General features: G+C 66.4%; 16 protein-coding genes and 2 pseudogenes. 13 read left to right on the forward strand and 5 right to left on the reverse strand.

The features are described 5' to 3' along the window. Window positions 1-14 precede the first annotated feature (14 nt). Both ACFWA7_RS03495 and ACFWA7_RS03500 read right to left on the reverse strand, forming a co-directional pair. Window positions 15-1,766, reverse strand: coding sequence for an Eco57I restriction-modification methylase domain-containing protein (locus ACFWA7_RS03495; protein ID WP_385820584.1), 1,752 nt, complete (start codon window positions 1,764-1,766; stop codon window positions 15-17). Window positions 1,767-2,370: 604 nt separating this feature from the next. Further along, complete coding sequence (locus ACFWA7_RS03500) at window positions 2,371-4,893, reverse strand: hypothetical protein (protein WP_385820586.1); 2,523 nt, start codon at window positions 4,891-4,893, stop codon at window positions 2,371-2,373. An 820-nt stretch (window positions 4,894-5,713) separates the two neighbouring features. On the opposite strand from ACFWA7_RS03500, the pseudogene ACFWA7_RS03505 reads away from it, so the two are divergent. From ACFWA7_RS03505 to ACFWA7_RS03530, 6 genes and pseudogenes are all read left to right on the forward strand, one after another. Further along, window positions 5,714-5,998 (forward strand): annotated as a pseudogene (locus ACFWA7_RS03505) (DUF4158 domain-containing protein); the annotation flags it as partial. 121 nt (window positions 5,999-6,119) lie between these two features. Then, window positions 6,120-6,380 carry a hypothetical protein gene (locus ACFWA7_RS03510; protein ID WP_385820624.1) on the forward strand — a complete coding sequence of 87 codons (261 nt, stop codon included), beginning with the start codon at window positions 6,120-6,122 and terminating at the stop codon, window positions 6,378-6,380. Beyond that, window positions 6,296-8,635, forward strand: coding sequence for a Tn3 family transposase (locus ACFWA7_RS03515; protein WP_385820616.1), 2,340 nt, complete (start codon window positions 6,296-6,298; stop codon window positions 8,633-8,635). The genes ACFWA7_RS03510 and ACFWA7_RS03515 overlap by 85 nt, the downstream gene beginning before the upstream one ends. Before the next feature lie 114 nt (window positions 8,636-8,749). Then, complete coding sequence (locus ACFWA7_RS03520) at window positions 8,750-9,394, forward strand: helix-turn-helix domain-containing protein (protein WP_385820588.1); 645 nt, start codon at window positions 8,750-8,752, stop codon at window positions 9,392-9,394. Next, window positions 9,391-10,764 carry an MFS transporter gene (locus ACFWA7_RS03525; RefSeq protein ID WP_385820591.1) on the forward strand — a complete coding sequence of 458 codons (1,374 nt, stop codon included), beginning with the start codon at window positions 9,391-9,393 and terminating at the stop codon, window positions 10,762-10,764. The genes ACFWA7_RS03520 and ACFWA7_RS03525 overlap by 4 nt, the downstream gene beginning before the upstream one ends. 310 nt (window positions 10,765-11,074) lie before the next feature. After that, window positions 11,075-11,692 (forward strand): recombinase family protein, encoded by a 618-nt coding sequence (locus ACFWA7_RS03530; RefSeq protein WP_385820618.1) that lies wholly within the window; start codon window positions 11,075-11,077, stop codon window positions 11,690-11,692. Between the two features lie 113 nt (window positions 11,693-11,805). On the opposite strand, the gene ACFWA7_RS03535 is transcribed toward ACFWA7_RS03530, so the two are convergent. Both ACFWA7_RS03535 and ACFWA7_RS03540 read right to left on the reverse strand, forming a co-directional pair. Beyond that, window positions 11,806-12,399: a transposase gene (locus ACFWA7_RS03535; RefSeq protein WP_385820593.1), complete on the reverse strand. Its 594-nt coding sequence runs from the start codon at window positions 12,397-12,399 to the stop codon at window positions 11,806-11,808. A 725-nt stretch (window positions 12,400-13,124) separates the two neighbouring features. After that, window positions 13,125-14,297 (reverse strand): annotated as a pseudogene (locus ACFWA7_RS03540) (IS110 family transposase); the annotation flags it as partial. Between the two features lie 522 nt (window positions 14,298-14,819). On the opposite strand from ACFWA7_RS03540, the gene ACFWA7_RS03545 reads away from it, so the two are divergent. From ACFWA7_RS03545 to ACFWA7_RS03575, 7 genes are all read left to right on the forward strand, one after another. Next, window positions 14,820-15,128 (forward strand): hypothetical protein, encoded by a 309-nt coding sequence (locus ACFWA7_RS03545; protein ID WP_385539461.1) that lies wholly within the window; start codon window positions 14,820-14,822, stop codon window positions 15,126-15,128. A gap of 538 nt (window positions 15,129-15,666) precedes the next feature. After that, window positions 15,667-15,903: a transposase family protein gene (locus tag ACFWA7_RS03550; protein ID WP_385820595.1), complete on the forward strand. Its 237-nt coding sequence runs from the start codon at window positions 15,667-15,669 to the stop codon at window positions 15,901-15,903. A 382-nt stretch (window positions 15,904-16,285) separates the two neighbouring features. Next, the gene (locus tag ACFWA7_RS03555) at window positions 16,286-16,915 is read left to right on the forward strand and encodes an RNA polymerase sigma factor (protein ID WP_385820597.1); all 630 of its coding nucleotides are present in this window, start codon (window positions 16,286-16,288) and stop codon (window positions 16,913-16,915) included. Further along, the gene (locus ACFWA7_RS03560) at window positions 16,912-17,919 is read left to right on the forward strand and encodes a CU044_5270 family protein (protein ID WP_385820599.1); all 1,008 of its coding nucleotides are present in this window, start codon (window positions 16,912-16,914) and stop codon (window positions 17,917-17,919) included. The genes ACFWA7_RS03555 and ACFWA7_RS03560 overlap by 4 nt, the downstream gene beginning before the upstream one ends. A 117-nt stretch (window positions 17,920-18,036) precedes the next feature. Then, on the forward strand, window positions 18,037-18,702 hold the full coding sequence (locus tag ACFWA7_RS03565) for a peptidase inhibitor family I36 protein (RefSeq protein WP_385820601.1): 666 nt from the start codon (window positions 18,037-18,039) through the stop codon (window positions 18,700-18,702). A gap of 632 nt (window positions 18,703-19,334) precedes the next feature. Continuing rightward, window positions 19,335-19,526 carry a hypothetical protein gene (locus ACFWA7_RS03570; protein WP_385820603.1) on the forward strand — a complete coding sequence of 64 codons (192 nt, stop codon included), beginning with the start codon at window positions 19,335-19,337 and terminating at the stop codon, window positions 19,524-19,526. A 141-nt stretch (window positions 19,527-19,667) separates the two neighbouring features. Next, complete coding sequence (locus ACFWA7_RS03575) at window positions 19,668-24,020, forward strand: Tat pathway signal protein (protein ID WP_385820605.1); 4,353 nt, start codon at window positions 19,668-19,670, stop codon at window positions 24,018-24,020. Window positions 24,021-24,186: 166 nt separating this feature from the next. Here the strand turns inward: ACFWA7_RS03575 and ACFWA7_RS03580 are convergent, their stop codons facing one another. Next, complete coding sequence (locus ACFWA7_RS03580) at window positions 24,187-24,648, reverse strand: DUF6461 domain-containing protein (RefSeq protein WP_385539447.1); 462 nt, start codon at window positions 24,646-24,648, stop codon at window positions 24,187-24,189. Window positions 24,649-25,092: the final 444 nt, after the last annotated feature.

Consider the following 25,092-nt stretch of genomic DNA (forward strand, 5'->3'; position numbering starts at 1 on the left):
CCCCCATGTCAGCGTCAGTCCGGGATGCGCTCGATCCCGTAGACGCGGAGGGCTGCCTCGGTGGCGGCTTGCACATCGCGGTGATCAAACGCGTGTGCCAACGCTAGAGCATCGGTCTGACAAATGGCCTCGGGGCGAGGAACCCGGATACGCCTCAGGTACTGGGCTTGGAAGCGGAGTGTGCCGCCCCGCATCCTCACCGCGTATGCCTCAACGAAGGTCTGGGCCACGCGAGACAGGAGGAGTCCTCCTAGAACCTTGATGTCCCATGTGTCGGACACAACGTAATAGAGGTTGTGGTGGGGGTAGTAGCCACCTTCATCCAGTACCGGATGAATTGTTAGCTTCATGTCCGGAAGCAGCAGCTTCGGCCGACCCGTCAGACGTGAGTCGATCTTGTCGATCGTCTTGTACCAACGGTCGGGCTGCTTTTTCGCCACGTAACGACCTTCGAGAGCTGCCCGATGCTTCTCGAAGTAAGCCCTCAGCCTGGGGTACTTGTCGAGGTCTACCAGCTCGCCATCGTCATCCCACGGGTTGACCATGTGGGTGCCGTGCCACTCCAGGTGCCCGCTCTTGGCGTCCTTCACCATCGCCATGGGGAGAAGGCGGTCCTTCTCCACGATCGTGTCGTCCTCAGTGAGAAAGACAGTGTCAGATCCTGTAGCCACGCCGATCCCGACCTTCGTCAAGGTCTCTTCAAGCACGGGGAATCGGTCGTTCAGATCCTCAAGCAAGGCGAGGCGTGCAGGGCTTCCGGCCGGCCACGAGTCTGCTGCCGAGAACCAGTGAGGCAGTCGGGCCGCCTTGAAGCTGCTTGTGTTCGCAGCAGCTCGATCCTCGTCGCCGAGCCAGTCCATCAGCCGACGGGCTTCGTCGGGTCCGAAGGACTTCGCGGTGTCGACCGCAACTGACTTTCCTTGTGGGTGATTACGCAGGATCGTAATCGCCGGGTAGGCCGACACCTGCTCTTCGAAAGCATCAACATCGTGCATGGTTGCAACAAAATCCATGCTGAATTGGTCGGCGACTAGCCGACGCAGCTCACGGCCATACTGGTTGCGCATCCAGCGATCCGCACAGATGAATCCGAGCGCCCCACCGGGCGCGAGGGAAGCGAGTCCCCTCTCGAAGAATCCGACGTAGATGTCAGAGCGGCCAACCATGGACGGATGGCCCTTCCGGTAAAGCTGCATCCGCTGGTCTGGAACATCTTCCAAGCGGATATAGGGAGGGTTTCCTACAACGAAGTCGGCCTTCCCTGCGTCATCAAGGAGGTAGTCCCCGTGCTGAATCCACTGCCTGACGACGGTGTCAACCGTCTCGCGGTCCCAGCCATCTGCAACAAGGACGCCTGCGACCGCCCTACGACTCGCCTTCACGTTGCGACTCAGCAGGTCGAGGGCACGGACCCCCTTCACGGGGAGGTCCCGTTCAAGCTTTCGGCACACCGTGCTGAGGCGCTCAACGATGCCAAGAAGGAACGCGCCAGATCCGCAGGCGGGATCGACGATGACGAGTTGATCAAGATCCCGGTCGGTGGTGTACCCGACCAGGTCGAGGATCATGTCGACGACCCATCGGCGAGTATAGACCTCGCCGTTGGCCACGGCCTCGGCAGGGATGGCCTCGGCGTGGACAGGGGCGCTAGGCGAGCTGGGGAGAGGCACATCCGTGAGGCTATCGTCTCCGGTGACCCAGTTCGCCGCGAGGTGGGCATCACCGCGCGTTCCTGCCGGAAGGGTCGCGCCGTCCTTCGAACGCACGGCTTGAGGGATATGGGCTGAAGCAGAGGCAACATTCGCCATTAACGAAACCCTTTTCTGATGAACTGCGGTTTTGCAATGAGGCAACTGTGACATGCCTCATGAAGATGTTTCCAGTCCTGAGCGTCTGCCTCCAGCGAACTTGCATTTCATCGCAACTCCGGTCCCGAAATATTTGCAATTGGGCTCTACCAAGAGCAAATCAATCAGACTGCGAACGACGATGTGGACGCGCTGACGACAGGTCCACAGACTCCTCCGTCGGGACAAGTCTGATGGAATGCCCCGCAGAATCGGCCTGTTCCTGAACATGGTCAAGCGCTACGCCTGCTATGTGGGGCCCGACCGCATGGTGCATAGCCCGGCCTACCGGTCGGGCCTGGTCGCCCCCACGTACCGCAACCACCTGGCCCGCCACGCAGTGATGCGGCCGCGCCGCCTGGCCGGCCCGTCTACCCTCGGCCCCCGCTCCTGGACCACCCGCGCGACTGGCCAGGTTAGTGCGGCATCCGGCCTCGGGCACGCCACGGTAAAAGGGAGGTGGGCCCCTCAACTACTTCCAGGGGCCCACCCTTACCCGACAGAGTCGGGTCTACCGCGCCGGTCAGACCTGCAGGATCAGCGCTTCCACCTGTTCGAGCGTCATCACGCTGGCCCGGGCTGCGGCCCGGGCTTTCGTCAGCTTCTCCATCCACTCGATCCGCTGCTCGGCCGCGAGCGCGTCCTCTTCGAGCTGGACTCGCAGGCGGTGCGCCTCCTCGAAGTCCGTCATCAGGTTGAGGGCGGAGTCCACGGCCTGCTGGTAGCCGCTCTCGACGAGTTCCACACGGGCGGGCAGCTCACGGCGCAGCGCGGCCAGTTGGTCGTGCGGGTCGACAGGCGGGGCGCCGTGCGCGGTGGTGGCAGTGGGATTCGTGCTGATTCCGGCCGTGGTGGAAGCACTTGCGCTTCCGGGGTCGCCCGGGGCCGGGCGACCGAGTTCCACCGGGAAGGTCTCGTCGAACCATGCCTTGTCTGCGACGTAGTGGGTGGGCCGCCCCTTGATGTCTGGAGCGATTACCATCCCTGCGGTGATCGGCGTCCGGCCCTCAACCCAGTGCTGCTCGCCGTAACAAATCAGAGAATTGCCGTCTTCGGCCTCGGGCGGCTGTGTTGCGTCCGGGTGCTCCAGCACGGCCTTCGCGAACGCGAGGAGAAGGGCCCGGCTGACGCCCGGGGCGCTGGTTGCTGCGTACGCCAGGGTGAGGGCGGCAAGGGCGCTCTTGGGGGTGCGCCGCACGCCCTTGCGGCCGTCGCCTGCCTCGCTGCCCTGGCCAGCGGTGATAAACGGCTGCGGAGCGTGGATCAGCGCCGGTGCCATGCGCTGGACGAGGGCGGCCCAGGCGGTTGCGTCGCCGGCCTCTGCCCCGAGGAGGAGCACCTTGAGTGATCGCGGGTCCTGCCCGGCGCCCTTGGCGGTCTCCGGGACGCCGAAGAAGCCGAGGGCGGACAGGATGTTGCCCCGGTGCAGAAACAGCTGGGCGATGGCGGCGGACCACAGGCGGGTGCGTGCCTCTGCCGTCCTCGCCTTGGTCTGGCTCCACGCCGGCTCCTGGAGCGTCCCCCTGACGATCGGCCAGAAGCGCCCCGTGTCACGGACGGTCCGAGCGTTCGTCCGCTTCGGGGCCTCGGGCGGGATCTCGGGGAACACGAGCGCGGTGATGGCGCGCACTGCGATGTCGCGGAGCACGGCCGGGGAGACAAAGTCGCCAGCGGGCACTAGCGGCACGAGCGGGTCGAGCGGCCCGTTGGCGGTCAACGCGTCGCGTACCCCGACCAGGTCGAGGAGATCCGCGCCACGCGCGTCGGGGAACGCCTCGGTGAGCGCGTCCGCGAGGAGCGATTCCCTGGCGTAGGCGTCGACGAGCGTCGCGAACAGGGCGATCAGGCGCGCATCCTCGTCGTAGGGCTGGATGCCGCGCAGGTGGTCGTTGACGTTCAGCGTCCGCAGGACGTGCTCCAGAGCCGCCGGCTTGGTGCAGCCGATCACGATCTCCGCGGAGATCGTGGCGATCTTCCCGGCCCGGACCGACGGGTCGGTCGCCTCCGTCTCCGGCTTGGCGACGGCCTCGTTGAGCCGGTCGGAGAGCCGGTTCAGGATCTCCCGCTGACTCAGCAGCAGCAGCTCCGGATCAGCCTTCTTGCCCTTCGGCATGGGCAGGAGGGACTGGGGCATCCCCGTGACCAGGTGTTCCGGCCGCACGCGGAAGATGTTGAGACGGGCCAGTGCCCGGTTGTTCCCAGTCACGGCCGCCAGCCGCCACAGCTTCGACACCGTGCCGTCGGGGCGGATGATCTGCCACTGCTGCAGAACGTTCATGCCCTTGGAGAGCTGGCCCGCGTCCACGAGGGACTCGGCCAGGTCGTAGCCGCGGCTCTTCCCGGCGCGCTCCAGATTCTCGGCGGCGTACCGCTGCATGTGGACCGCCACGTCGTAGGGCTGCTCGGCGAGAGTGAGCGCTGCCTTCGACTCTCCGTCCTCCTCCGCCGCCCGGACCACAGGACGTGGCCGCCGGCCGCCGAGGGCGGCCAGGAGTGCCTGGCGCTCGCCTTCGAGTTCCCCCACCCGGCTGTCAGCGTCCTCGTGCTTCTGCGTGGCCGCCGCCAGGGCCTGCGCGGCGTACGTGTCGTCACCAGCCGCACGGCGGCAGCTTTCCCGCTCCCTCTCGGCGGTCTTTGCGGTCTTCCTGGCTTCGTGCAGCGCCAACTCGGCGGCGATGAGGTCCTTAACGCGCTGGCTGGCCTCAGGAACGGGCGGCGACCAGCAACTGACGGTGCGGTCGTTGAGATCCCACGGGACGGCTGCAGCACCATGAACGTCACACATCAGCAGGAGTACCTGCTCCTCGCCAGCCTGCACGAGGCGGTAGGCCGAGGGCTTAAGTACCTTCTTGCCGCTCCGGCTGGTGATCAGGCCCTTGATCTCGGTGTCCGGGAGAGCGGTGGCCAGCCCCTCGGTGATCGCCTGCCGGGGAGGCGGGACGACCCCGTGTTCCGCGCAGGTGTTCTCGATGGCGTCCGCGAGGTTCCGGCCATAGGCGTCGGTGCCGATGCGCGGGAAAATGCCGTCAGGTCGTTTCGCGACCATGGTGTTGTCCTTTCACCCGGCGTGCCGGGCGAACACACAAGCTCCCGCCTCTCGGGAGCGTGTCACGCGCCCGAGCGCCGAAGCCTCGTGCCGACGAGAAACGGGCCAACACCCTGCAGAAGGGGGTACGGCGGTCCTCGCCCCGTACGGTCCACCTGCCAACGCCCGAAGAACGAACAGCCCCAACAACGCCTCGGTGGCGTCTGGACGTCTCGCAGCTTGCTCCTGCTCCGCCGACGGCGGCATGAGGCGGACGCCGGTGATGAGCCACCGACGTGCACCAGAGAACCTGCCACTGCGACCAACGGCGGGGTGATACCAAGCCGCCACGTTCACCAGATCGGGTGGCCTATTTCGCAATCGTGCCCAATGCTTGGGCGGGTTGAGATAGGCCACCCTGGCAGTGTCGGCCTCTGGCGGGTACCCACACCGCAGCAGTACGTTCTCTCCCAACAGGACGGGCGCCCCCTGCTGAAGTGCGAGGCAGCGTAGCGGTGGATCCCCGGATACCGAAGACCCTGTTGCCCGATTCGGCGGTCAGGCCGCGAGGGTCAGGCCGAGTCGGGCAAAGTGGCTGGTACATGGGGTGCCGGTAAGAACGCTGTCACCAGCCGCAAACGGCAGTGATCTTGCGGGGCGTCACCCGTGTGGGTGAGTCCGGGGCCGTACGGCTGCGGTGGGTGAAGCTCTGCGAGGACGATCGGCGATCGTGGCCCGTACTCCGTTGGACCTGGATGAACTCGTCGAGCACTGGACGCTGCTGAAGGACGAGCAAGTGCTCGTGTCCGGCAAGCGCGGTGCACCGTGACTGGGCTTCGTCGTGCTGCTGAAGTTCTATACGCAGTACGGCCGGTTTCCCCGGAACCGGGCAGAGCTGCCCGGTGAGGCCGTGGAGTTCGTCGCCCGGCAGGTGCAGGTTCCTGCCTCGGAGCTGGAGTCCTACGACTGGACGGGCCGTACGGTCGAGTACCACCGCGCGCAGATCCGGGAGCACCTCGGCTTCCGTGAGTGCAGCGTCGCGGACGCGGAGAAGCTGACGACGTATCTGGCCGAGCACGTCGCGCACAAGGAACGCAGGCCCGAGCAGGTCCGGGTGGAACTGCTGGCGTGCTGCCGTACGGAGAGCATCGAGCCGCCCACGCCGGGCCGGTGCGACCGCATCGTGGGGGGCTGCCCTGCGGGCGGCCGAGGAGTCTCTGACGGCCCTGATCTCCTCCCGGCTGACCGTGGAGAGCATCGAGCGGATCGTGGCTCTGGTGGCCGGCGCCGACCAGGACGACGCCGGACCCGTAGGTGGCGGTACGGAGGGCGAGGACGCGCCGCCGGTACTGGCGAAGGTCAAGGAAGCGCCGGGCAACGTGAGCCTGGAGACGATGCTCACCGAGATCGACAAGCTGCTGACGTGCGGGCGATCGGGCTGCCGCCGGATCTGTTCATCGACGTCGCGCCGAAGGTGGTGGCCGGCTGGCGGGCGCGGGCCGCGGTGAAATGGCCTTCCCACCTGCGGACGCACCCGGTGCCGCTGCGGGTGACCTTGCTGGCCGCCTTGCTGCACGAGCGGGAACGGGAGATCACGGACACGCTGGTGGAGCTGCTGATCTCCACGGTGCACCGGATCGGGGCGCGGGCGGAGAAGAAGGTTACCGAGCAGCTCATCAACGCGTTCAAGAAGGTGTCGGGCAAGGAGAACATCCTCTTCAAGCTCGCCGAGGCGTCGCTGGGCACCCCGGAGGGGACGGTCCGCCAGGTTGTGTTCCCGGCGGTGTCCGGGGGCGAGGCGACGCTGCGGGAGTTGGTGCACGAGTTCAAGACCCGGGGGCCGGTCTACCGGCGCACGGTGCAGACCACGTTGAAGGCGTCGTACACCAACCACTACCGGCGCGGGCTGATCAAGCTGCTGGACGTGCTGAAGTTCCGCTCCTCCAACCACGCCCACCGCCCCGTGATCGAGGCCCTGGCGCTGGTGGCCAGGTACGCGAGCGCCGGGAACACGACGTACTACCCGCTGGGCGAGACGGTGCCGGTCCACAAGGCGATGGGCGGGGACTGGGCGGAGGTCGTGCACCGTGCCGACAAGCGGGGCCGGCGCCGGGTGGTGCGCATGGTCTACGAGGTCGTCGCCTTCCAGGCTCTGCGCGATCAGCTCAAGTGCAAGGAGATCTGGGTGGTCGGCGCCGACAAGTGGCGCAACCCGGAGGAGGACCTGCCGCAGGACTTCGAGGCCCGGCGGGTGGAGAACTACCGTGAGCTGCGCAAGCCGCTGGATCCGGCGGTGTTCGTCGACGAGCTGCGTGAGCAGATGACGGCCGAGCTGACCCTGCTCAACGACAAGATGCCGAAGCTGTCCTGGCTGGACATCGCCGAGCGGCAGTCCGGGGCGATCCGGGTGACGGCGGCCGAGGCCCAGCCCGAGCCGCGCAATCTGCGCAGGATCAAGGGCGAGGTACAGCGGCGTTGGGGCATCGTGCCGCTCGTCGACATGTTGAAGGAAGCGGTGCTGCGGACCGGCTGCCTGGGCGCGGTCACCTCCGTGTCCGGCGGCGGCAGCCTCTCGCCGGCGGTGCTGGCGGAGCGCCTGCTGCTGGTCATCTACGCGTACGGCACGAACACCGGGATCAAGGCCGTGGCATCCGGCGGCCACGGCCACACCGAGGACGAACTCCGCTACGTACGCCGTCGGTATCTGTCCGCCGAGGCTGCCCGCGCCATCGCCATCCAGATCGCGAACGCCACCTTCACCGCCCGCAGCACCGAGTTGTGGGGCCAGGGCTCGACCGCGGTCGCCTCCGACTCCACCCATGTGCGCGCCTACGACCAGAACCTGTTCACCGAGTGGCACTCGCGCTACGGCGGCCGCGGGGTGCTCATCTACTGGCACGTGGAGAAGAAGTCTCTGGCCATCCACTCCCAGCTGATCAACTGCACCGCATCCGAGGTCGCCGCGATGATCGAGGGCGCCATGCGGCACGGCACGACCATGGACGTGGAAGCCAACTACACGGACTCGCATGGGCAGTCGGAAATCGGGTTCGGCATCACGAGATTGCTCAACTTCGACCTGCTGCCCCGCATCAAGCGGATCAACAAGGTCAAGCTGTACCGGCCGGTGGCCGGCGAACCGGACGCCTACCCGCAGCTGACCCCGGCGCTGACCCGCCCGATCCGCTGGGAGCTCATCGCCCAGCAGTACGACCAGATGATCAAGTACGCCACCGCGATCCGAACCCGCTCCGCGTCCACCGAGGCGATCCTGCGGCGCTTCACCCGCAACGCCTCCCACCCCACCTACGCGGCGATGCTGGAGGTCGGCCGTGCCCAGAAGACCATCTTCGTGGCCCGCTACCTGCGGCTGCGGGACCTCCAGCGGGAGATCGAGGAGGGCCTGAACGTCATGGAGTCCTCCAACGGTGCGAACTCCGTGATCGCCTATGGCAAAGGCGGGGAGATCGCCTCGAACCGGCGCGACGAGCAGGAGATGTTCGTCCTGTGCCTGCGAATTCTCCAGTCCGCCCTGGTCTACGTGAACACCCTCATGCTCCAGGACGTCCTCGCCGAACAGGAGTGGGCCGACCTGCTCACCGCTGCCGACCGGCGCGGCCTGACACCGCTGTTCTGGTCGCACGTGCGCCCGTACGGAGAGGTGAACCTCGACATGGAAGCCCGCCTGAACCTCGCTGCGACTGTGCCGGGTCCCCGTAGGGCGGGCGATGAGGAGTCGGCCAGGGACTATACGGAGGCGTGAGTCTGTCCAACGCCATCACCTGCGCGGCACTGGTAGCAGGGCCTGCCGCCAAATCCCAAAAGAAATTCTGCAAAAATACTTTTGGAAAGTCTCTGAGGGCTCTAGCCTCCCGTCATGGTCAGCGAAGAACAGAGACGTGTACTCAATCCTGAGCAGGACGCGGCAGCCCTAAAGGCCCTTACGCACCCGTTGCGTATCCGGCTGCTTGGGCTGCTGCGGCAGGACGGCCCAGCTACAGCGAGCGAGCTCGCTGTCAGGACTGAGGAGTCGTCTGCTTCCACCAGCTATCACCTGCGAGTGCTGGCGAAGTACGCGTTCGTTGCCGAGGCTGAGCACCGTGACGGGCGGGAGCGCCGCTGGCAGGCGGTGCACTCCGTGACCTCCTGGAACAACAAGGCAATGGAAGCCTCACCAGGCAGCCGCGCCTGGCTCAGCTTGTCGCGCAGGGCCCAGATCGAGCACTTGGAGGCTTCTCTCGTCCGGCACGAGGCTGATATCGCCGACGGACGGCTGGGACAGGAGTGGGTGGAGCCCTCCGGGATCAGCGACCTGATGCCCCACTTGACCCCCGAGTCGCTCACCGAACTCTGGGAGGTGCTCGACCGGAAACTGGAGGAACTGACCACCCGCGATGCAGGGGATCCGCGCGCCGCGCAGGTCATACTCCTCACCGCCGGGCTGCCCCTGGCACCGCGCGCCCCCGGCGCGGAGTCGGACGCCTCCGCCCCTGCGGAGGCAGATGCCGAGAACGCGTCATGACCAGGCCGCTGGACATACCCGCCGCACGCCGCCGCTACGTCATGGTCTGCGTGCTCTTCTGGCTGCCTCTGGGGCTGACCATCGCCCCCCTGATCCTGCTGTTCACCGAACGCGGTATGACCATGGCGGCCATCGCGGGATTCTTCGCCGCGCACTCCCTCACCGCCGCAGCGCTGGAACTGCCCACCGGAGGACTGTCCGACGTGCTGGGACGCCGCGCTGTCCTGGCCGCCGCCGGCCTGCTGAACCTGGTTGCCTTAACCCTTCAGGGCCTGGGCACTACTCCCTGGCTGCTCGGCCTGGGCATGGCGCTGATGGGTACGGGCCGTGCCCTGTCCAGCGGACCGGCCGAAGCCTGGTACGTCGACACCGTCCACGCACGCTCCGGCCCCGGCGCCGAACTGCGCACCGGCCTGGCCCGCGGCTCCTCCGCGACATCCGCCGCGCTCGCTGCGGGAACCCTCCTCGGCGGCGCCCTTCCCTGGCTGCTCGGACTCGGCCCTGACCTCGGCGCCCGGCTGAGCGAAGCCACCTCCGAGCTGGTGCTGCCCCTTTCCGTCCCGCTGCTGCTGGGCGCAGCGGTCGAGGTCGCCTTCGTGCTGTACGTCCTCGCTGCTCTGCCCGAACCGCCGCGGCCGCCGGCCACTCTACGCAACGTACTCCGAGGCATCCCGGTCACCGTCGCGGGCGGGCTGCGCCTGGGGGGCCGCGATGTGTTGGTCCGCCGGGTGTTCCTCAGCGCAGGGGCCGCCGGTAGCGCCCTGGCCGCGATCGAACTGCTCACGCCGGGCCGCGCCGCGGCCCTCACGGGCGCATCGGAGACGGGTGCGGTGCTCTTCGCCGCACTCGCCTGCGCCGGATTCATCTGCGCGGGTCTCGGCAGCCACCTTGCACCGCTGACCGCCCGGCTCGCGGGCAGCGGCGAGCGCGCGGTTTTGGTGAGCCTCGGCACCAGCGCGAGCGGCCTGCTTCTGCTCGGCGCCACCGCAGCGTCCACAGGAGTGGGCTCCATGGTCCTCGCGGCCACCGGCTACGGCCTGGTCTACCTCGGGCTCGGCGCGGCGGGACCGAGCGAGAACGACATCCTGCACCGCCGTGTCGACAGTGCGGGCCGGGCTACCGCACTGTCCGTCCAGTCCCTCGCCCTGCAATTGGTAGGAGCTCTCACCGGCTTGGTCGTCGGTGTCCTTCCACCAGGCCCGCTTCCCTGGCTGCTGGGAGGCACCGCGTTCCTGGCAGGAGCACTTCTGTGGGCCCACCGCAGCGAGCCCACACCACCCACTCCGGCGGCAACACCTCAGCCACACGCCGTGCCTTCTCCCCCGAGCACCGTCCACTCCGACCCCCATCAATCAGATGCCGGTCCGTAGCACCGGGGTCGACACCCCGTAGATCACACAAGCACACGGGCATGACCGCCAAGGCGCCGCGCGTGCTTGCGAACCCACGGCCCACTCGCATGACGCTCATCTATCGACCGATTGATGAGCAAGATCGGTAAGTGGCGGCGCGCGACGGGATCGACGCCGGATCATGCCCATAAAACGGTGTCAGAAAGGCGATGTGCTCAAGAACCTGAGGAGCACCCTTTTCTGTACGATCTGGCAGGTGCAGCCACCTCAGGATGACGACGCCGCCGATCTCCTTGCCCCCGTTCCGGCCGTACGGACCGGCAGCCTCGTGGGATACGCACGCGTGTCCACCAAGGGACAGTTGCTTGACCGGCAGATCCACGCACTCACCGAAGCAAGCTGCATCCGGATCTTCTCCGATAAGAAGTCCGGCAAGAACGCCGAACGCGAGGAACTGTGGAAGGCCCTCGACTACCTGCGCGAGGGCGACACCCTCGTCGTCCCGTCGCTGGACCGGCTCGGCCGCTCCATCCAGGACCTCATCGCGATCGTGTCCGGCCTGCGCAAGCGCGGCATCGGGTTCACCTCGCTGCGCGAGGCGCTCGACACGACCACGCCCGGCGGGCGCCTGGTCTTCCACGTGTTCGCGGCCCTGGCGGAATTCATCCGCGAACTCATCGTGCAGGGCACCCACGAGGGCCTGGACGCCGCCCGCGCCCGCGGCGCCCGACTCGGCCGCCCGCCGGCGATGACCGAGGAGCAGGTACGTCACGCCCGCGACCTACTCGCCCGCCCGGAGAACACCGTCACCCCGACCGCCAAGCTCCTCGGCGTCTCCCGCAACACCATCTACAACTACGTGCCTGAACTCAAGGGTGGTCGCCTCGCACTCGCTGAGGCGACGAGCACGCCGGAACTGCCCCAACCCACCAGGTCAGAGGACTGATCACCGCCGTTTGCGGCTGGTGACAGCGTTCTTACCGGCACCCCTACATGTGGGGCTGGTCGGTGTGCCGGTCCACCAGGCGTCCAGGCGGACGATGTTGAGTGCGGTCGCGGTCAGCACATGGGCGAGTCGGGTTCCAGTCCCCGGTATCGGGTGGTCCGCACTCCTGTGACCCGGACGGCCTGGTGCATTGTCCCCTCGGCACCGGCCCGGACCGCGTAGCGCTCCTTCCACTCGTCACTGTCCTGGTTGTGCCGGGCAGTTTCGATCACCTCGTGCAGAGGCTGGGGACGGATGGTGAGCTTGCGCTGCCCACCGAGCGCCGTACTGGTGCACTGTGCCCGCAGTGAGCATGGCGGGCAGTCATTTGGGCGGAAGGCGGCCCTGATCAGCGGTGTGCCCCGGCTGGTCTCCTCCCGCCAGGCGCTGCTGGTCTTGCCGTCCGGGCACGTGACGTGCTGGTGCTCGAAGTCGATGACGAACGAGGACAGGGCGAAGCGCCCGCCGTCCTTGGACTGTCGGCTCGTGGAGAGCTGCAGGGGCCCCACCCTGTCGATTCCCTCGGCGCAGGCGGAGCCCAGGTGCTCGGCGCTGGTGTATCCGGCATCGACGAGGTGCTCGCCGGGTTTCAGGGCCCTCTGGGCCTGGTGCGTGTGGATGGTGCCGGTCATCTCCACATCGCCCACGGCGGCGTGGGTGGTCTCCACGTTCGTGATCAGGTGCGGTTTCCCGGGCTCGCAGGCTTCGGAGAAGTGGACCTTGTAGCCGATGTACTCGAAGCCGCGTTTGACCGAGTAACGGGCTTCGGGATCGTAGGGCGAGCAAGCCAGGAGCTTGCCGGGCGGCAGGTCTTTTGGCCTCCCGCGGGCGCACCCTCCAGTCCTGGTCGCGGTGGTATCGCTGGACCCAGGTCCGGTGCAGGACCTCAATGGCGGGCAGCTGCCGCAGCCAGGCCGGCGTGTCGGGTGCCCAGACGGCTTCCAACAGGGCGAACCCGTCCTGCCCCACCGTGATCAGATAGTCCTGGCGGGCACCTTCCCCGCGGGGCAGCCGATAGGCGTCGACGCGACCGCCGTAGCGTTCGAACCAGGCCCGGGGCGCCACCTGGGCCAGCCAGGCAGGAGCGGCGACGGTGACAGCCTCCATCGCGGCGCGCAGGGTCTCTCCGACGAGCTCCATCCAGTTCAAGGACCGGATGGCAGCCAGGACATGGGTGGAGTCCGTGCGCTGACGTCCTCCTGCCCGCAGCAGGTCCAACTCCCTCGCACGTTGCAGGAGGATGTCGAGGATCTTCTCCTCCAGACCGTGCTCGATCAGACGGGCCCGGAATCCGCACAGCACAGATGCCCCTATAACGGGGGGCGGTAGGGACCGTCCTGGCCAGGTTGAAGACCTCGCGGGCGGCATATCGCTTGAGGCATCGGATGATCTCACGCCGAGTCTTGCCCTCCCGGGTGCGGCGTTCGTAGTACGCCTGGGTGCGCGGGTCGTGGCGCAGCCGGGTGAACACGATGCGGGGCAGAGCGGCATTCGCCTGCCGGTCGCCACCATGGTTGAGTCGGCGCGAGCTCCGGCCGCCCGAGGAGTACTCGATGGGACTGACTCCGCACAGGGCGGCGAAAGACGCCTCGCTGCTCAGCCGCTCGGGATTGTCGCTCATGGTGATCAGGAGCGTGACAGCGGAGTCCTGGCCGATACCCACCGGCGCGAGCAGCTGCGGGGCATGGCGCTCAACGAGCCCGGTCAGTCGCTGATTCAGCTCATCGATCTGCCCGGTGAGCTGCTCGATGCGCTGAGCCAGCATGCTCAGCGTTATGAGAGTGGCCTCAGCTACAGGGTCCTCGTTGCCCCCGCCCTCGTGCGGGCTGAGGCGTGCGCAGATGCGGAACAGTTCGCGATTGCCCAGGCCGGACAGTCGTTCCCGCAGGGCCGGGTCGGCTACGACCAGGACGGCCTTGAGCTGGTTGATCGCCTGGGTGCGGGCCTTGACTGCGGAATCCTTGGCAATCTTGAACATCCGGGCGCTCTGCACCGGACCGTCGCCAGTCTTGGCGCGAGCCCTGGCGCGACCGCTGAGCACGGCCCGCGCGGCGGCCTGTGCGTCGAGCGGGTCCGACTTCCCGAGCAGTCGACGAGCCGAGCGGTCGGGCCGGTTCACCTCGAACACCACGACATGCTGCGCCAGGAGGTAGCGCGACAGGTCCGCGCCGAATGTACCGGTGCCCTCCACTCCGGCCCGGCGCACCGTGCCCAACTTGCGAGCCCAGGCGAGCAGCCGACGGTAGCCGACCGCCGTGGCCGGAAAGGACTTGATGCCCAAGGTCTGGCCCAGTGAGCAAACCACTGCGGCGACATGAATCTCGCCGTGCGTGTCCACACCCAGGACGACCTCGCCCCGGGCGGGCGGGCCTGTGCTGGTGGAAGAGGTGCTGCGCTGTCTGGTCGTCATGGTGGTCTGCCTCCCGCGTGGTGATGTGCTGGGTGGCTGGCACCTGCCGGTCGGGCGGTCTGAACCGTGATGGCGCCTGAAAGACGGCAAGGCCCCTATTGGGACACGCCCTGTGGCTCGGTGACAGCAAGCACCATCCACAACGGCAGTCGACATGCCTGTGACAAGACACTTCGGTCAAAAAAGTCATGAGTCAGACCCCGTCCGGAACAGTGCTACGCAACCGTCCCACTGCCCTCAGCGCCACCGCATGCCCCGACCGCTCCCGGAAGACTTCGTCCGAACCGGCACCGAACCTGCCCTGGACGGGACAACGATGAGTCGACTCTCCGTCCGCCCGTGACCGGCATCGACAGACCGCCCAATGGCCCGCCCTACCAGCTGCCCCTCGCAGACTTCCTCCCGCTCCTCCACCAGGTGGTCGGTCCCAGCCGCTGGCGTGTGAGCACCGGCGGCTCGCCCCCATTCGATGTGCGGCGGCATCACACGCGGGTCCTCCCCCCCAGCGGCATATTCTCCCGACAGGCGAGCAGCCCGGAGATAGCCGCCTTTCAGAGGCTGGCGCACCACGTATGCGAAAACGACGGGCAGGGCGGCCACAACCGGGCCAGGTGCGGTTCCTCTGAGGTGAAGGGCTGATCAGGAGCAGTTGTCAGTGGCGGGTGTCAAGATCGTCGCATGGGAGTCATCTATGGCTATTTCGCTGCTGCTGACGATGACGACGCGGTCCGGGCCGTGGTGCGCGAGGGCGACGAACCGACCGCGACGGGCTATGACGGGTTCGACGTCAACGGTATGGATCCGACCGTCGACCTGCTGCCGGCGGAGGTGATCCTTTCGGGCCGATCGGCTGAGACCGTCCAGGCGGACCCACGGCATGGCCATCTGGTGGCGACCGCCGATGATGGGCAGCTGTTGTGTCTGTGGAGGGGACCTCGGTCCAGGCATGCGGATCCCAGCCCACGGGTGCTTCCTCGGGAACCGTGAGCGTGCAGCCTCTGAGTGATCGGTCATCTTTGTCGAAGCGGAATTCGTCGTCGCCGGACCACAGCCAGTCGACGCTCCCGAAAGTCTCGGACAGGAGCACCTCGTGGCTGGGCTGGCCAGTGTGCGGAGATGCCGTGACGTATGCGCCCGACAGGGAATAGCGGGGGGGCATGGGCCAGGGGTCGGTCGGTGAGGGTGACGGCGAAATCCGCTGCCAGATCGAGTCGCATGGTGGTTCCCTGTCGAAGCTGTGTCGCCGGAGGCAGAGAGCCGCCCTTGGGAGTGGGGATGCCGCCGTTGACGATCTGCTCGCGTGTGACGGGCGGCCCGGGGTCGCTTGGTGACCCACCCCATGCGGCGGCGCCGCTGTCGTTCTTGGGGCCGGACGGTCCGTAACTGGTAATGACGTTTCCGGCCTTGCCGCCCTTGCTTTCCATCACGACGATATCTTCGCCCTGGTGGAAGATGAGCCGCTCCGCGCCACCGCTCGATACGTATACGCCATCCGGACTCTTGAGGACCTCCAGTTCGCGTTCTGGTGGGAGGTCAGGGCGGTGTTGTATCATTCCCCATCCCCTCCGGCCTGGGCCAGCTCACCGACGCCCGGCCCGCCGAGCCCGGGGAGCACCCGAGTCTGCTGGACCGGCTCGCGGCGGTGCCCGATCCGCGCCGGGCCATGGGGCGTCGCCATCCCCTCGCCTTCGTCCTCGCGATCGCCGCGTGCGCGGTGCTGGTCGGCGCGAAGTCCCTGACGGCGATCGCTGAGGCCGCGTAGCGCTTGAGGCAACGGACGATTTCGCGTCGGGTCTTGCCCTCCTTGACGCGGCGTTCGTAGTAGTCCTGGGTGCGCGGGTCGACGCGCAGACGGGTGACCCACTCGACCAGCCTGGGGAGGGCAGGTCGAGAGCGCCAGCGCTTGAGGAGAGAGTCAGATGCCACCACCCTCAGAATGCTGCACTGGTCGGGTCCCAAGGGATCTGAGCTCGCTGCGCCTGGGTACAGCCCGAGGTGACCTGCCCCGGCGACTCCGAGGGCGAGACCAGGAGAGGCTGTGTCCAGCTCTGGTGGGCCTCGATCACTGAGCAGAGATCGCGGCTCACGGCAGTAGTACCCACACGAGAAGTGGAACTGGCGTGTCTGAGCGGACACTAGAGGTTGTGGCACATACCAATCGAGCACCATCCGGCGACGCAGGAGCTTTTGAAGAACTGTTCGATGCCCACGCGCGCGCTGTATACGCACATGCCCTGCGCGTGACTGGAGACTGGGCGACAGCCGAAGACGTGATGTCGATCACCTTTCTGGAAGCCTGGCGTCTGCGCGACCAGTTATGCAGCGACGTCTTACACCCCCGAGCCTGGCTGTTGGGCATCGCAACCAACGTGCTCCGAAACAGGGCCCGCGCCGCACGTCGGCACCGCGCAGCAATGGAACGGATACCTCGAAGCGATCGTGTACCCGACTTCTCGGACGAGATCGTCGACCAGATGGCCGATGGTGAACGGCTCGCCGCGGCCAAGAGAGCCCTGGGTCGCCTTCGTCGTACCGAGCGCGAGGTGTTCGGCCTCGTGGTGTGGTCTGGGCTGGGATACGCAGACGCAGCCGCGGCTCTCAGCGTGCCTGTCGGCACGGTCCGCTCGCGCCTGTCCCGCGCACGGGAGAAGCTCCGCAAGTCACTCGAAGCGGAATCGGCGGAGAACGGTCGGTCTCTGGAACCCGTGCGGGCCAACGGACACAGAGAAGGCAGTGGGAAGTCCGCAGCTTCCGTCAAGGGGAGGAAACCATGACCACCGGATCTACGCCGCAACAGCATGACGCAACTGAGTCCGCCGAACGGGATGAGCTCGCCCGGCTGGTGCCGACTCCGCCGTACCGAGACATTGATACGGATCGCCTGCTGCAGCGCAAAGCGCATGTGTTGCGTGAAACGACCACTCCGGCAACAGGGCCGGACAAGTCGTTCCGGTCCCGACTGCCGCGTCGCCGCTGGGCTGTCGTTCTCGCCTCAGGAGCCCTTGTGGGAGCCGTCGTCGCCGGTGTGAGCGTGTTCGGCGGATCACCCCCCGACACCACTCCGCCCGCTAGCGCGGAATCGGCGCATCTTCTGGAACGCGCCGCTCTGGCGGCTGCCGAGAAGCCAGGGGGGGCGGTTCGGCGTGACCAGTACACATACGTCCAGACGGTTGGACGCAGTGCCGTGCTCTCCGAGGGGCCGGACGGTCAGATGCAGCGAAGCAGCAGGGATGAGGCTCTAGAGCAGTGGACCTACTCGGACGGAAGCCGTGCGACGGTGCAGAGCCGGGCCGGCGGGCCCCTGGTCACCTTGGAACCACCGGGCGCGGCCTCCATGAACTCGCCCTCCTACAAACTCCTGTCCGGCCTGCCGACCGAGCCCGGCGCCCTGCTCGAAAGGGTCTACCAGGACGTGAGGCGCAATCACGGCGCAGACGACGATCAGGAAGCGTTCGTCACCATCGGAGACCTCTTGCGTCATTCCGTCGCACCTCCCGCAGTCAGCGCCTCCCTCTACCGGGCCGCTGCCCACATCCCCGGCGTCGTACTGATTTCAGACGCCGTTGACGCAGCAGGTCGGCACGGAGTGGCAGTGGCAAGGACACACGACGGCGAACGAAGCGAATGGATCTTCGACGCGAACAGTCTCCGCCTCCTGGGGGAACGAACCGTCCTGGTGAAGGACGGGCCTTGGGGTACGGCGGGCAGCGTCGTGACCTCCATCGCGATCGTCGGGCGTGGCGTTGTGGACAGCCCCGGACAGCGTCCCCACGCGTAGCAGGGCAGCGGCGAAGCGCGGGTCCCTGTTTGGCCGGTCTTTGACTGACGCCCCAACACCCCCTCTGGCTACATTGATTAACGAAAATCGTTCATACGTTCCAATCATGGGGGGAACATGAGGTCGATTCGTGCTGCTTTAGGTGCCGCTGCGACGGTCCTCGCTGCGCTGGCTGTCGCATCGCCTGCCGTCGCGACGGAGACTGCACCGCAGCCGGTGGTAGGGGTACTCTCGCCGGCCGAAGAGGCCCGGGTGCAGCAGGAGCCGGAGAAGAGCGAGCCCGTCATCGCCGACTACAAGGGCAAGAAGATCAACTTGGCGGAAAGCTGGGAAGGCGCGCAAGCCTGTACGCAGGTGACGGGCGGCGCGGTCTACTGCTTCGACAGCCAGCAGGAAGCCGACGAAGCACTGCCGAGCATCGACCCGGTCGCGGCTGCGGAAAACAAGAAGCAAGCCGCACAAGCAGGCAACCGGAGTGAGGCATCCGCTACGGACATCGGGGACTGCAACAGGGTGTGCTTGTTTGAGCACTCCAACTACACAGGCCGGATGTTGCAGTGGTATCAATCCGGCAAGAAGAACCTCGGCGACTGGGGCTTCCGTGACAAAGCCAGTTCAGGCTGCGTGCGCCGAGCCACTGGTGGCGTTCTCGTGTATGACGCGCGCAGCTTCCTGCCCGATCCCTACATGGCGCTGGGGAACCCCGGCTGCTACGACTTCACGAAGGTCGGATACCCGACCGGCGGCAGTTGGAACGACAAGGCCGACTACATAGAAATGTAGAAGCATTTGGCTCGTGCTCTCGTAGCCCGTCCCTGGCGCCCGGGGACGGGCAGGCACGCCGGGAGCTGGATCGCGCACTGGGCGGGGCGGCTCCGAGCCAACCATCAACACGCTCGCCGACGCGAAGCGATCCCCGCGTACGAGTTGGCCGACTGGGCCATGCGAGCCGGGCTAAGGGCGGGGCGGACACAGGCCAGGGGATGGCCATTCGGGACGGCTGCGACGCCGTGCCTGGTAGGCGAGACCCTCACGCGGATCCCGCCGACGCAGGAGTACCGGTCAGCAGGCGGGCAGGCGGAGCTCGCCGGCCCAGCTCTCGAACCGGACGCGGCCAGAGCCGAAAATGATGTCCAGGGAGAGCCGGCCGCTGCCCAGCCTCCCCTTTTCGCGCACCGCCGGGACTGTCTCGCCGAGATGAGTGGCGAATGGCGTCCCGTCGGCGAACGGCGCCACCTCGACACGGGCTCGATCCAGTCAGCCGAAGCGGTACGCCGCTCAGCGGACTCGCTCGAAGACCGCAGGGTCAAGGAGGTCTTCGCCGACTGGTCATCCTGCATGAAGAGCAAGGGCTACTCCTACACAGATCCGATGAAGGCGAACGACGACCCGAAGTTCTCCGCGAGAACGCCACGGTGGCAGAGATTGAAACCGCCAAGGCTGACGTCACCTGTAAGAGCACAGCCAATCTCATCAAGACCTGGAATTCCGTTGACGTGGAAATCCAGAAGCGTCTCATGCAAGAGCACAGCGAGGAACTTGCCCAGGTCAAGCAGGATAAGGATTCTGCACTCAGGATCGCAGGTTCGGTTAGCTCGCGTCACTGAAGCTGCGCCGGGTTGCCTTGGCCCTGTCCCTAAGGATGCAAGGCAGCCCGTACGCCTATGCCATAAAACACTAATGGGGAGATGGTGTTGAAACGTAAAGGAAGAAGCCGAGTCGGCTTAGCGGTGTTAGCCGCGACAGCCGTGCTCACCAGCCTGACACAGATATCGGTCGCTGCCCCCGCCAATCCGGCAGCGTCTGAGCAGCCCGGGCCGGCAGCTGACCCGGCAGCGGTTCCGCCGTCCCAGCGCGCGCAGCTGCTCGGCAAGGAGTGGAGCCGATCGGGGGATCGGGCGTGGACCACCAGCGGTGATGCCAATGGCTTTCACATCCTGACCGCTGATCAGAAAGACGGCTACGCCTGGAAGACGGCGGCCACGTTGTCCGAGCCCGGGTTCGACACGGATGCCTGGATTGGCAATACGTGTGTCACCGCTTCGGGCAAGCGGGCGGTGGTGGTGTACGCGCCCCGTACGTTCACCAACAAGCCGCAGCGGATGGCCCGCGGTGGCTTCACGGCGATCGTTGACCTGGACACGGGCCAGGTCAACAAGCTGGACTTGCTGGCGTCGCTGTCGTACTACAACCCGGGCTGCGGGATCGGCGAGCGCGCCGTGCTGACCCAGTCCGGCGGTGAGGACAAGCCTGGCACCCGGCTGATCCGGGTGGATGCCGCTACCGGCAAGCTGTCCGGGCCGATCGAGACCAAGGGGCAGGTCACCTCCGCAATCCCGGTCACCGACGGCACAATCGTTGCCGCATCCGGTGCCGAGGTCATCCAGGTCGACACCCGAGGCCACCGCACCGCACTGGCCCGCACCACGAGCGTGCCCTACCGGCTGACGCCTGATGGCGACGGCGGCGTCGTTTTCCTGGACAAGAAGGGTGCCACCAGCACGGTCAAACGGATCGCCGCAGCGGCTGTGACCCACCCCGATGCCCGTGGCACCCAGCCGACTGTGCTCGCCACGGGCCCGGCGGCCGAGACGAGCCTGGTGGGAAGCGCCGGCACCGCCTTCATTACGGGCCATGCCCGCCTCGCCTCGAAGACGGCGTTGCCGTCGACGGTGCGTCAGCTCGCCGCCGCCCCTAAGGATGCCCAGGTCACCACTCAGGGTGATGGCTTCCTCGATCCGCCCGAGTGGGGGGATGGCAAGGGGACGCTCCTGCCTCCCGGCGAGGCCGACCGGGCCCGACCGGTGAAACTGGCCCTCACCATGGCCCCGACCGGCCGGCAGGCCGCGTTCACCGTCGACCCGGCCAGCCGCACCACCTCCCACGCGGCCCAGGGGCGTGAAGCATCCCCAGCCCTGACCAGCCACACCCACCGCCCCGCCACCGCGAAGGCGAAAGGCATCACTGCGGCCAGTTCGCCGACCGATCCGGTCGAGGCTGAGCGCACGTGTTCCGTGCCGCGCAACGACCCGCGCAACCAGGCGATGCAACCCAAGCCGCGCCAGGTGGAGTGGGCTGTGGACCAGGCGGTCACCGGCAACCTGAACATGCTGGTGAAGCGGCCGGCGAACTGGAAGAACCTCGGCATGCCCGAATACGCGCCGCAGAGCCTCTTCCTCAACCCCGTCGTGGACGGCGGGGACCGGGCGATCGCGCAGGTCATGCTCGGGGTGGCCACGCAGGAGTCGAACATGTGGCAGGCCGGACGCGAGGCCGTGCCCGGCGTCACCGCCAACCCTTTGATCGGCAACTACTACGGCATCAACCTCTACGACGGCGACTCCGGCAACGACTGGGACGTCAACTTCGCCAACGCCGACTGCGGTTACGGCATCACCCAGATCACCGACCACATGCGGATGGCCGGCCGCGAGGACGGTCACGGCGGTACGGCCTGGGACTACCAGAAGCAGCGCGCCGCGGCCCTGGACTACACCGCCAACATCGCCGCCGGACTGCAGACCCTGATCTCCAAGTGGAACGAGACCCGCGCCGCCGGGCTCATCGCCAACCACGGCACCTCCGCCCGCCCGGAGAACTGGTACTTCGCCCTGTGGGCCTACAACTCCGGATTCCACCCCAAGACCAGCGACGGCTCCCCCTGGGGCCTGGGCTGGGCCAACAACCCCGCCAACCCCGAATGGGACGCAGGCCGCCTGCCCTTCATGGAGAACGCCAACGGCGACGACGACGCCAGCGCCGCAGCCCGCCCGCAGAACTGGCCCTACCAGGAGAAGGTCCTCGGCTTCGCCGCCCACCCGCCGGCCTTCCTCGAATCCCCCGGCAAGATGGTGCCCGCCTTCCGCGCCGCCTCCTGGAACGGCACCAACGACGGCGTCACCACCAAGGGCAGCGCCAAATACAACCGGGCCCACGTCAAAGCTCCCGAGGACCTGTTCTGCGACACCTCGAACACCTGTAACCCGAGCCGGATCTCCGACAGCGCCACCAACGACTCCGCCACCAGCGGCCCCTGCGGGCGCGCCGACTTCAAATGCTGGTGGAACAAGCCCGCCACCTGGAAGACCGACTGCGTCACCACCTGCGGGTATGAGTTCATGCGCTTCAACAACACCTACCCCGAAGAGGCCGACGGCACCGCCTACCCGCCCAACTGCACCACCAGCGGCCTCCCCTCCAACGCCCTCATCGTCGACGACGTCTCCACAGGCACCCCGGTCATACGTCCCGGCTGCACCAACGCCTGGACCAACTCCGGTACCTTCTCCTTCGCCTTCGGAAACAACGGCACCGAAGCCGTCTACCCCTCCAAGGCCGACCTCCACCAGCTCGGCGCCGGCTTCGGCGGCCACTTCTACTACGGCCACACCCGCCAGGACGACGCCAAGGGCCAACGCCTGAAGATCACCGGCACATGGAAGTTGAAGAACCGACTACCCAAAGCGATGGCAAGGGTATGGGTTCACCTTCCCGATCACGGAGCACAGACCGCCTACGCGCAGTACGAGATCAAGACCGTCAACGGCATCAAGAAGAAGACGATCTCCCAGAAGGGGACAGCCAACCGCTGGGTATCCCTCGGGTCATACCGCTTCAACGCCGCCATACCCGAGATGGCGTTGACCACGATCACCTCCAACGGAACAGGTGACGACGACATCGCTTTCGACGCTGTCGCGTTCGAGCCCGGCGATCCACAGGATCTGGGCATCATGCCCCTCGTATCGATCCCCGATGGCGAACCCCAGGCTGATCTTCCCGGTTTCGACGATCAGCCCATTCGCGCGAACCGGAACACCGGAACGAGCGCCGCACGGGGAGCCGTGCCCGCTCTTGGTGACCGCTGCTCGCCGCGCGACGCCAAGGGGCGCACACTCTGCATGCGGCTCAATTCCGATACAAAGAGTGCTCCGCAGAGGCGAGCTGACGGTAAGAGTCCATCTGCGGCAGGGGACATTGTTTCCTGGTGCGCCCCAATGTCCCCGGGAAATGACTACTACACTCGAACTGAAGCCTGTCTGCGGAAGGTCTCTAACGTCTCCCTCTTCTGGATGGAGAACGGAAAAGAGCTGGGCTGGGCCGACTTCGTGATGGAGATGCAGATCAAGCTGCACCCGAACCTCAACGAGTTCGACCAATACATCAACATCGTTCCCACCCGAGTCGACCCGACACTCGGGCAGGTAACCCTCGGGTGGGACACGACGAACACCTGCGGGGCAGACTGCTCACAGTCACCCAAGGTATGGACGGGCGAACCCAGCTGGAACACCAGCGACCTCCACACAGCCAAGGGCCTCTACCAGACCAAGTGGGGCGGAACGGGTGAGGAGAAGTTCGACCTCGGGTGGATGCTGACCGGCCGCGCGTCCGTCACCCCCCTCACCGCGAACCACGACCTCGGGAGCACCCTGGGCGACCTCACCGTCCGGTGCGACAACATCACCAAGGGCACGGCAAGCCCTGGATGCGTGTTCTCCTCCTACATCCCGACGTACCCCATTCCCACCAAGCGGTATCCCGCCGCAGGAGCCTACTACTGGCTTATGCGCGAGAAGCTGGCCAGCCACCCGGGCAGCAAGGAGAGGAAGAAGCCACTGCACTATCTCGCAGACGGCCAGAGGGGAAACCGCGATATCATCTGCCCCACCAAATGGGATGCGCATCCCTCGACGCCGTCGGGCAGCTGTGACGAATATGCCTTCGCCACCACGTACGAGAGCGGCGGCCTCACCGGAGGAACCAACAAGGTGGACTCAGGGGACGAATGCGTCCAGCTGTACGCGGCGCCACCCGGCCAGTCGCAAAACCAGTGGACAATCCGCCTGGATGACCGCGACTCCGCTGATTCACCCGAGGTGAATGCAGATGATCCAGCAATCTGGAACGCGAAGTGCGGACGGGCGAGCATACCCCTCGACCAAAATACAGGAGCGATGGCGCCATTCGGCCGAACCGGCGGCTTCGTGCCCTCAAAGAGACTGCTGGACAATGAGCCGTTCTGGCTCGGTCTCCCGGGATTCGAGCACTGCGTCTACAACGCGGACAGCTGCACTTTCCGCCCTAGTGACGCCAAGTAGCTAACTTAAGAGAGGCTGGCGGATTCACGTGAATCCGCCAGCCTCTTCCGTGGCCGGCGATTGCTGCGTCAGTGCATCTCAGGCCGCCCGTGGCGAAGCGTCCGGCAAACATTGCTGTGTCTGTTCCAGGAACGCGGATGCCATTCATCCGGTGTCACGAGAAAAGTCACCGCCGATAGTCAACTGAACTCAGGCGGCCCTCCTCCAGTTGGCCATTCCGGAGGCCGAGCTCAAAGAAATCTGTGATGACCTGCAGGCTAATTTCCGCTCGCTGGTCGGCGCCCAGCGAGTGCGTTCTGCCCTCAGAGTGGAGAACGCCGGCAGCTGAGAGCCGGTCAACCAATAGATCTGGATCGTCTCCCCAGCGGCGCGATTCCTCGCCGAGCCCGAACTGGCACACTTTCACCCCGTCTTTGTAGTAGGTGAAAATCGACGGCGGCTCCCACGGCATCAGGTGAAAGCTCACCGCCTCCGCACCCCCCGCGGACAGCCGTTCCATCCCCTGAGGTGCTGAGGCCACGGCGTCGCCATACTCCACGGCAAACGCCCACCCGCTGGACTGCCCGAGCAGGGCGATGCCTTGAGTCTGCGATGATTCGATCAACTCCCTGGCCTCCTCCGTACTCATTAGAGGTAGTCGATCTCCGACTCCGGGACGTAACCGATTGGCTAGATCGGTTAATCCGATCCGGCGAACAAACGTGAGGCAATCTACCGCGTAGGGCTCAAGAATCCAGGAGATGCCGACAGTCATCCCACGTATCTTCTTTCAGTTGGCGAACCGTAAAGAGCGAGCGGAAGGCGACCTATCCGTACAGTCGATGATTCGACAACCACCACGACGACTGCACCGCTCTGGATGCCACGATGCCACAGAAGACCCGCCCGGCCTACCGGAGTTCACTCAACTCAATACACAGTTCATGCGCCTCGTACCTGAGATGCCTGCCACCGTGCCTGAGACCGTGTTTGAGATCTGTTCAGTGGGTTCGTTGTAGTGGTCGTGGTCCGTGCCTGACAGCGGGGCCGCCTCGGGTGAGCCGGCGCAGCATGACGTCGGTCATCGCCCAGC

It is taken from the genome of Streptomyces sp. NPDC059994, from assembly GCF_042737755.1.
Taxonomy (GTDB): domain Bacteria; phylum Actinomycetota; class Actinomycetes; order Streptomycetales; family Streptomycetaceae; genus Streptomyces.

Bases quoted from the DNA above. Each gene is read 5' to 3' on its own strand.
- ACFWA7_RS03560 (WP_385820599.1), top strand. From the start codon at position 16,912: ATGACCACCGGATCTACGCCGCAACAGCATGACGCAACTGAGTCCGCC.
- ACFWA7_RS03565 (WP_385820601.1), top strand. From the start codon at position 18,037: ATGAGGTCGATTCGTGCTGCTTTAGGTGCCGCTGCGACGGTCCTCGCT.
- ACFWA7_RS03545 (WP_385539461.1), top strand. From the start codon at position 14,820: ATGGGAGTCATCTATGGCTATTTCGCTGCTGCTGACGATGACGACGCG.
- ACFWA7_RS03500 (WP_385820586.1), bottom strand. From the start codon at position 4,893: ATGGTCGCGAAACGACCTGACGGCATTTTCCCGCGCATCGGCACCGAC.
- ACFWA7_RS03520 (WP_385820588.1), top strand. From the start codon at position 8,750: ATGGTCAGCGAAGAACAGAGACGTGTACTCAATCCTGAGCAGGACGCG.
- ACFWA7_RS03525 (WP_385820591.1), top strand. From the start codon at position 9,391: ATGACCAGGCCGCTGGACATACCCGCCGCACGCCGCCGCTACGTCATG.
- ACFWA7_RS03580 (WP_385539447.1), bottom strand. From the start codon at position 24,648: ATGAGTACGGAGGAGGCCAGGGAGTTGATCGAATCATCGCAGACTCAA.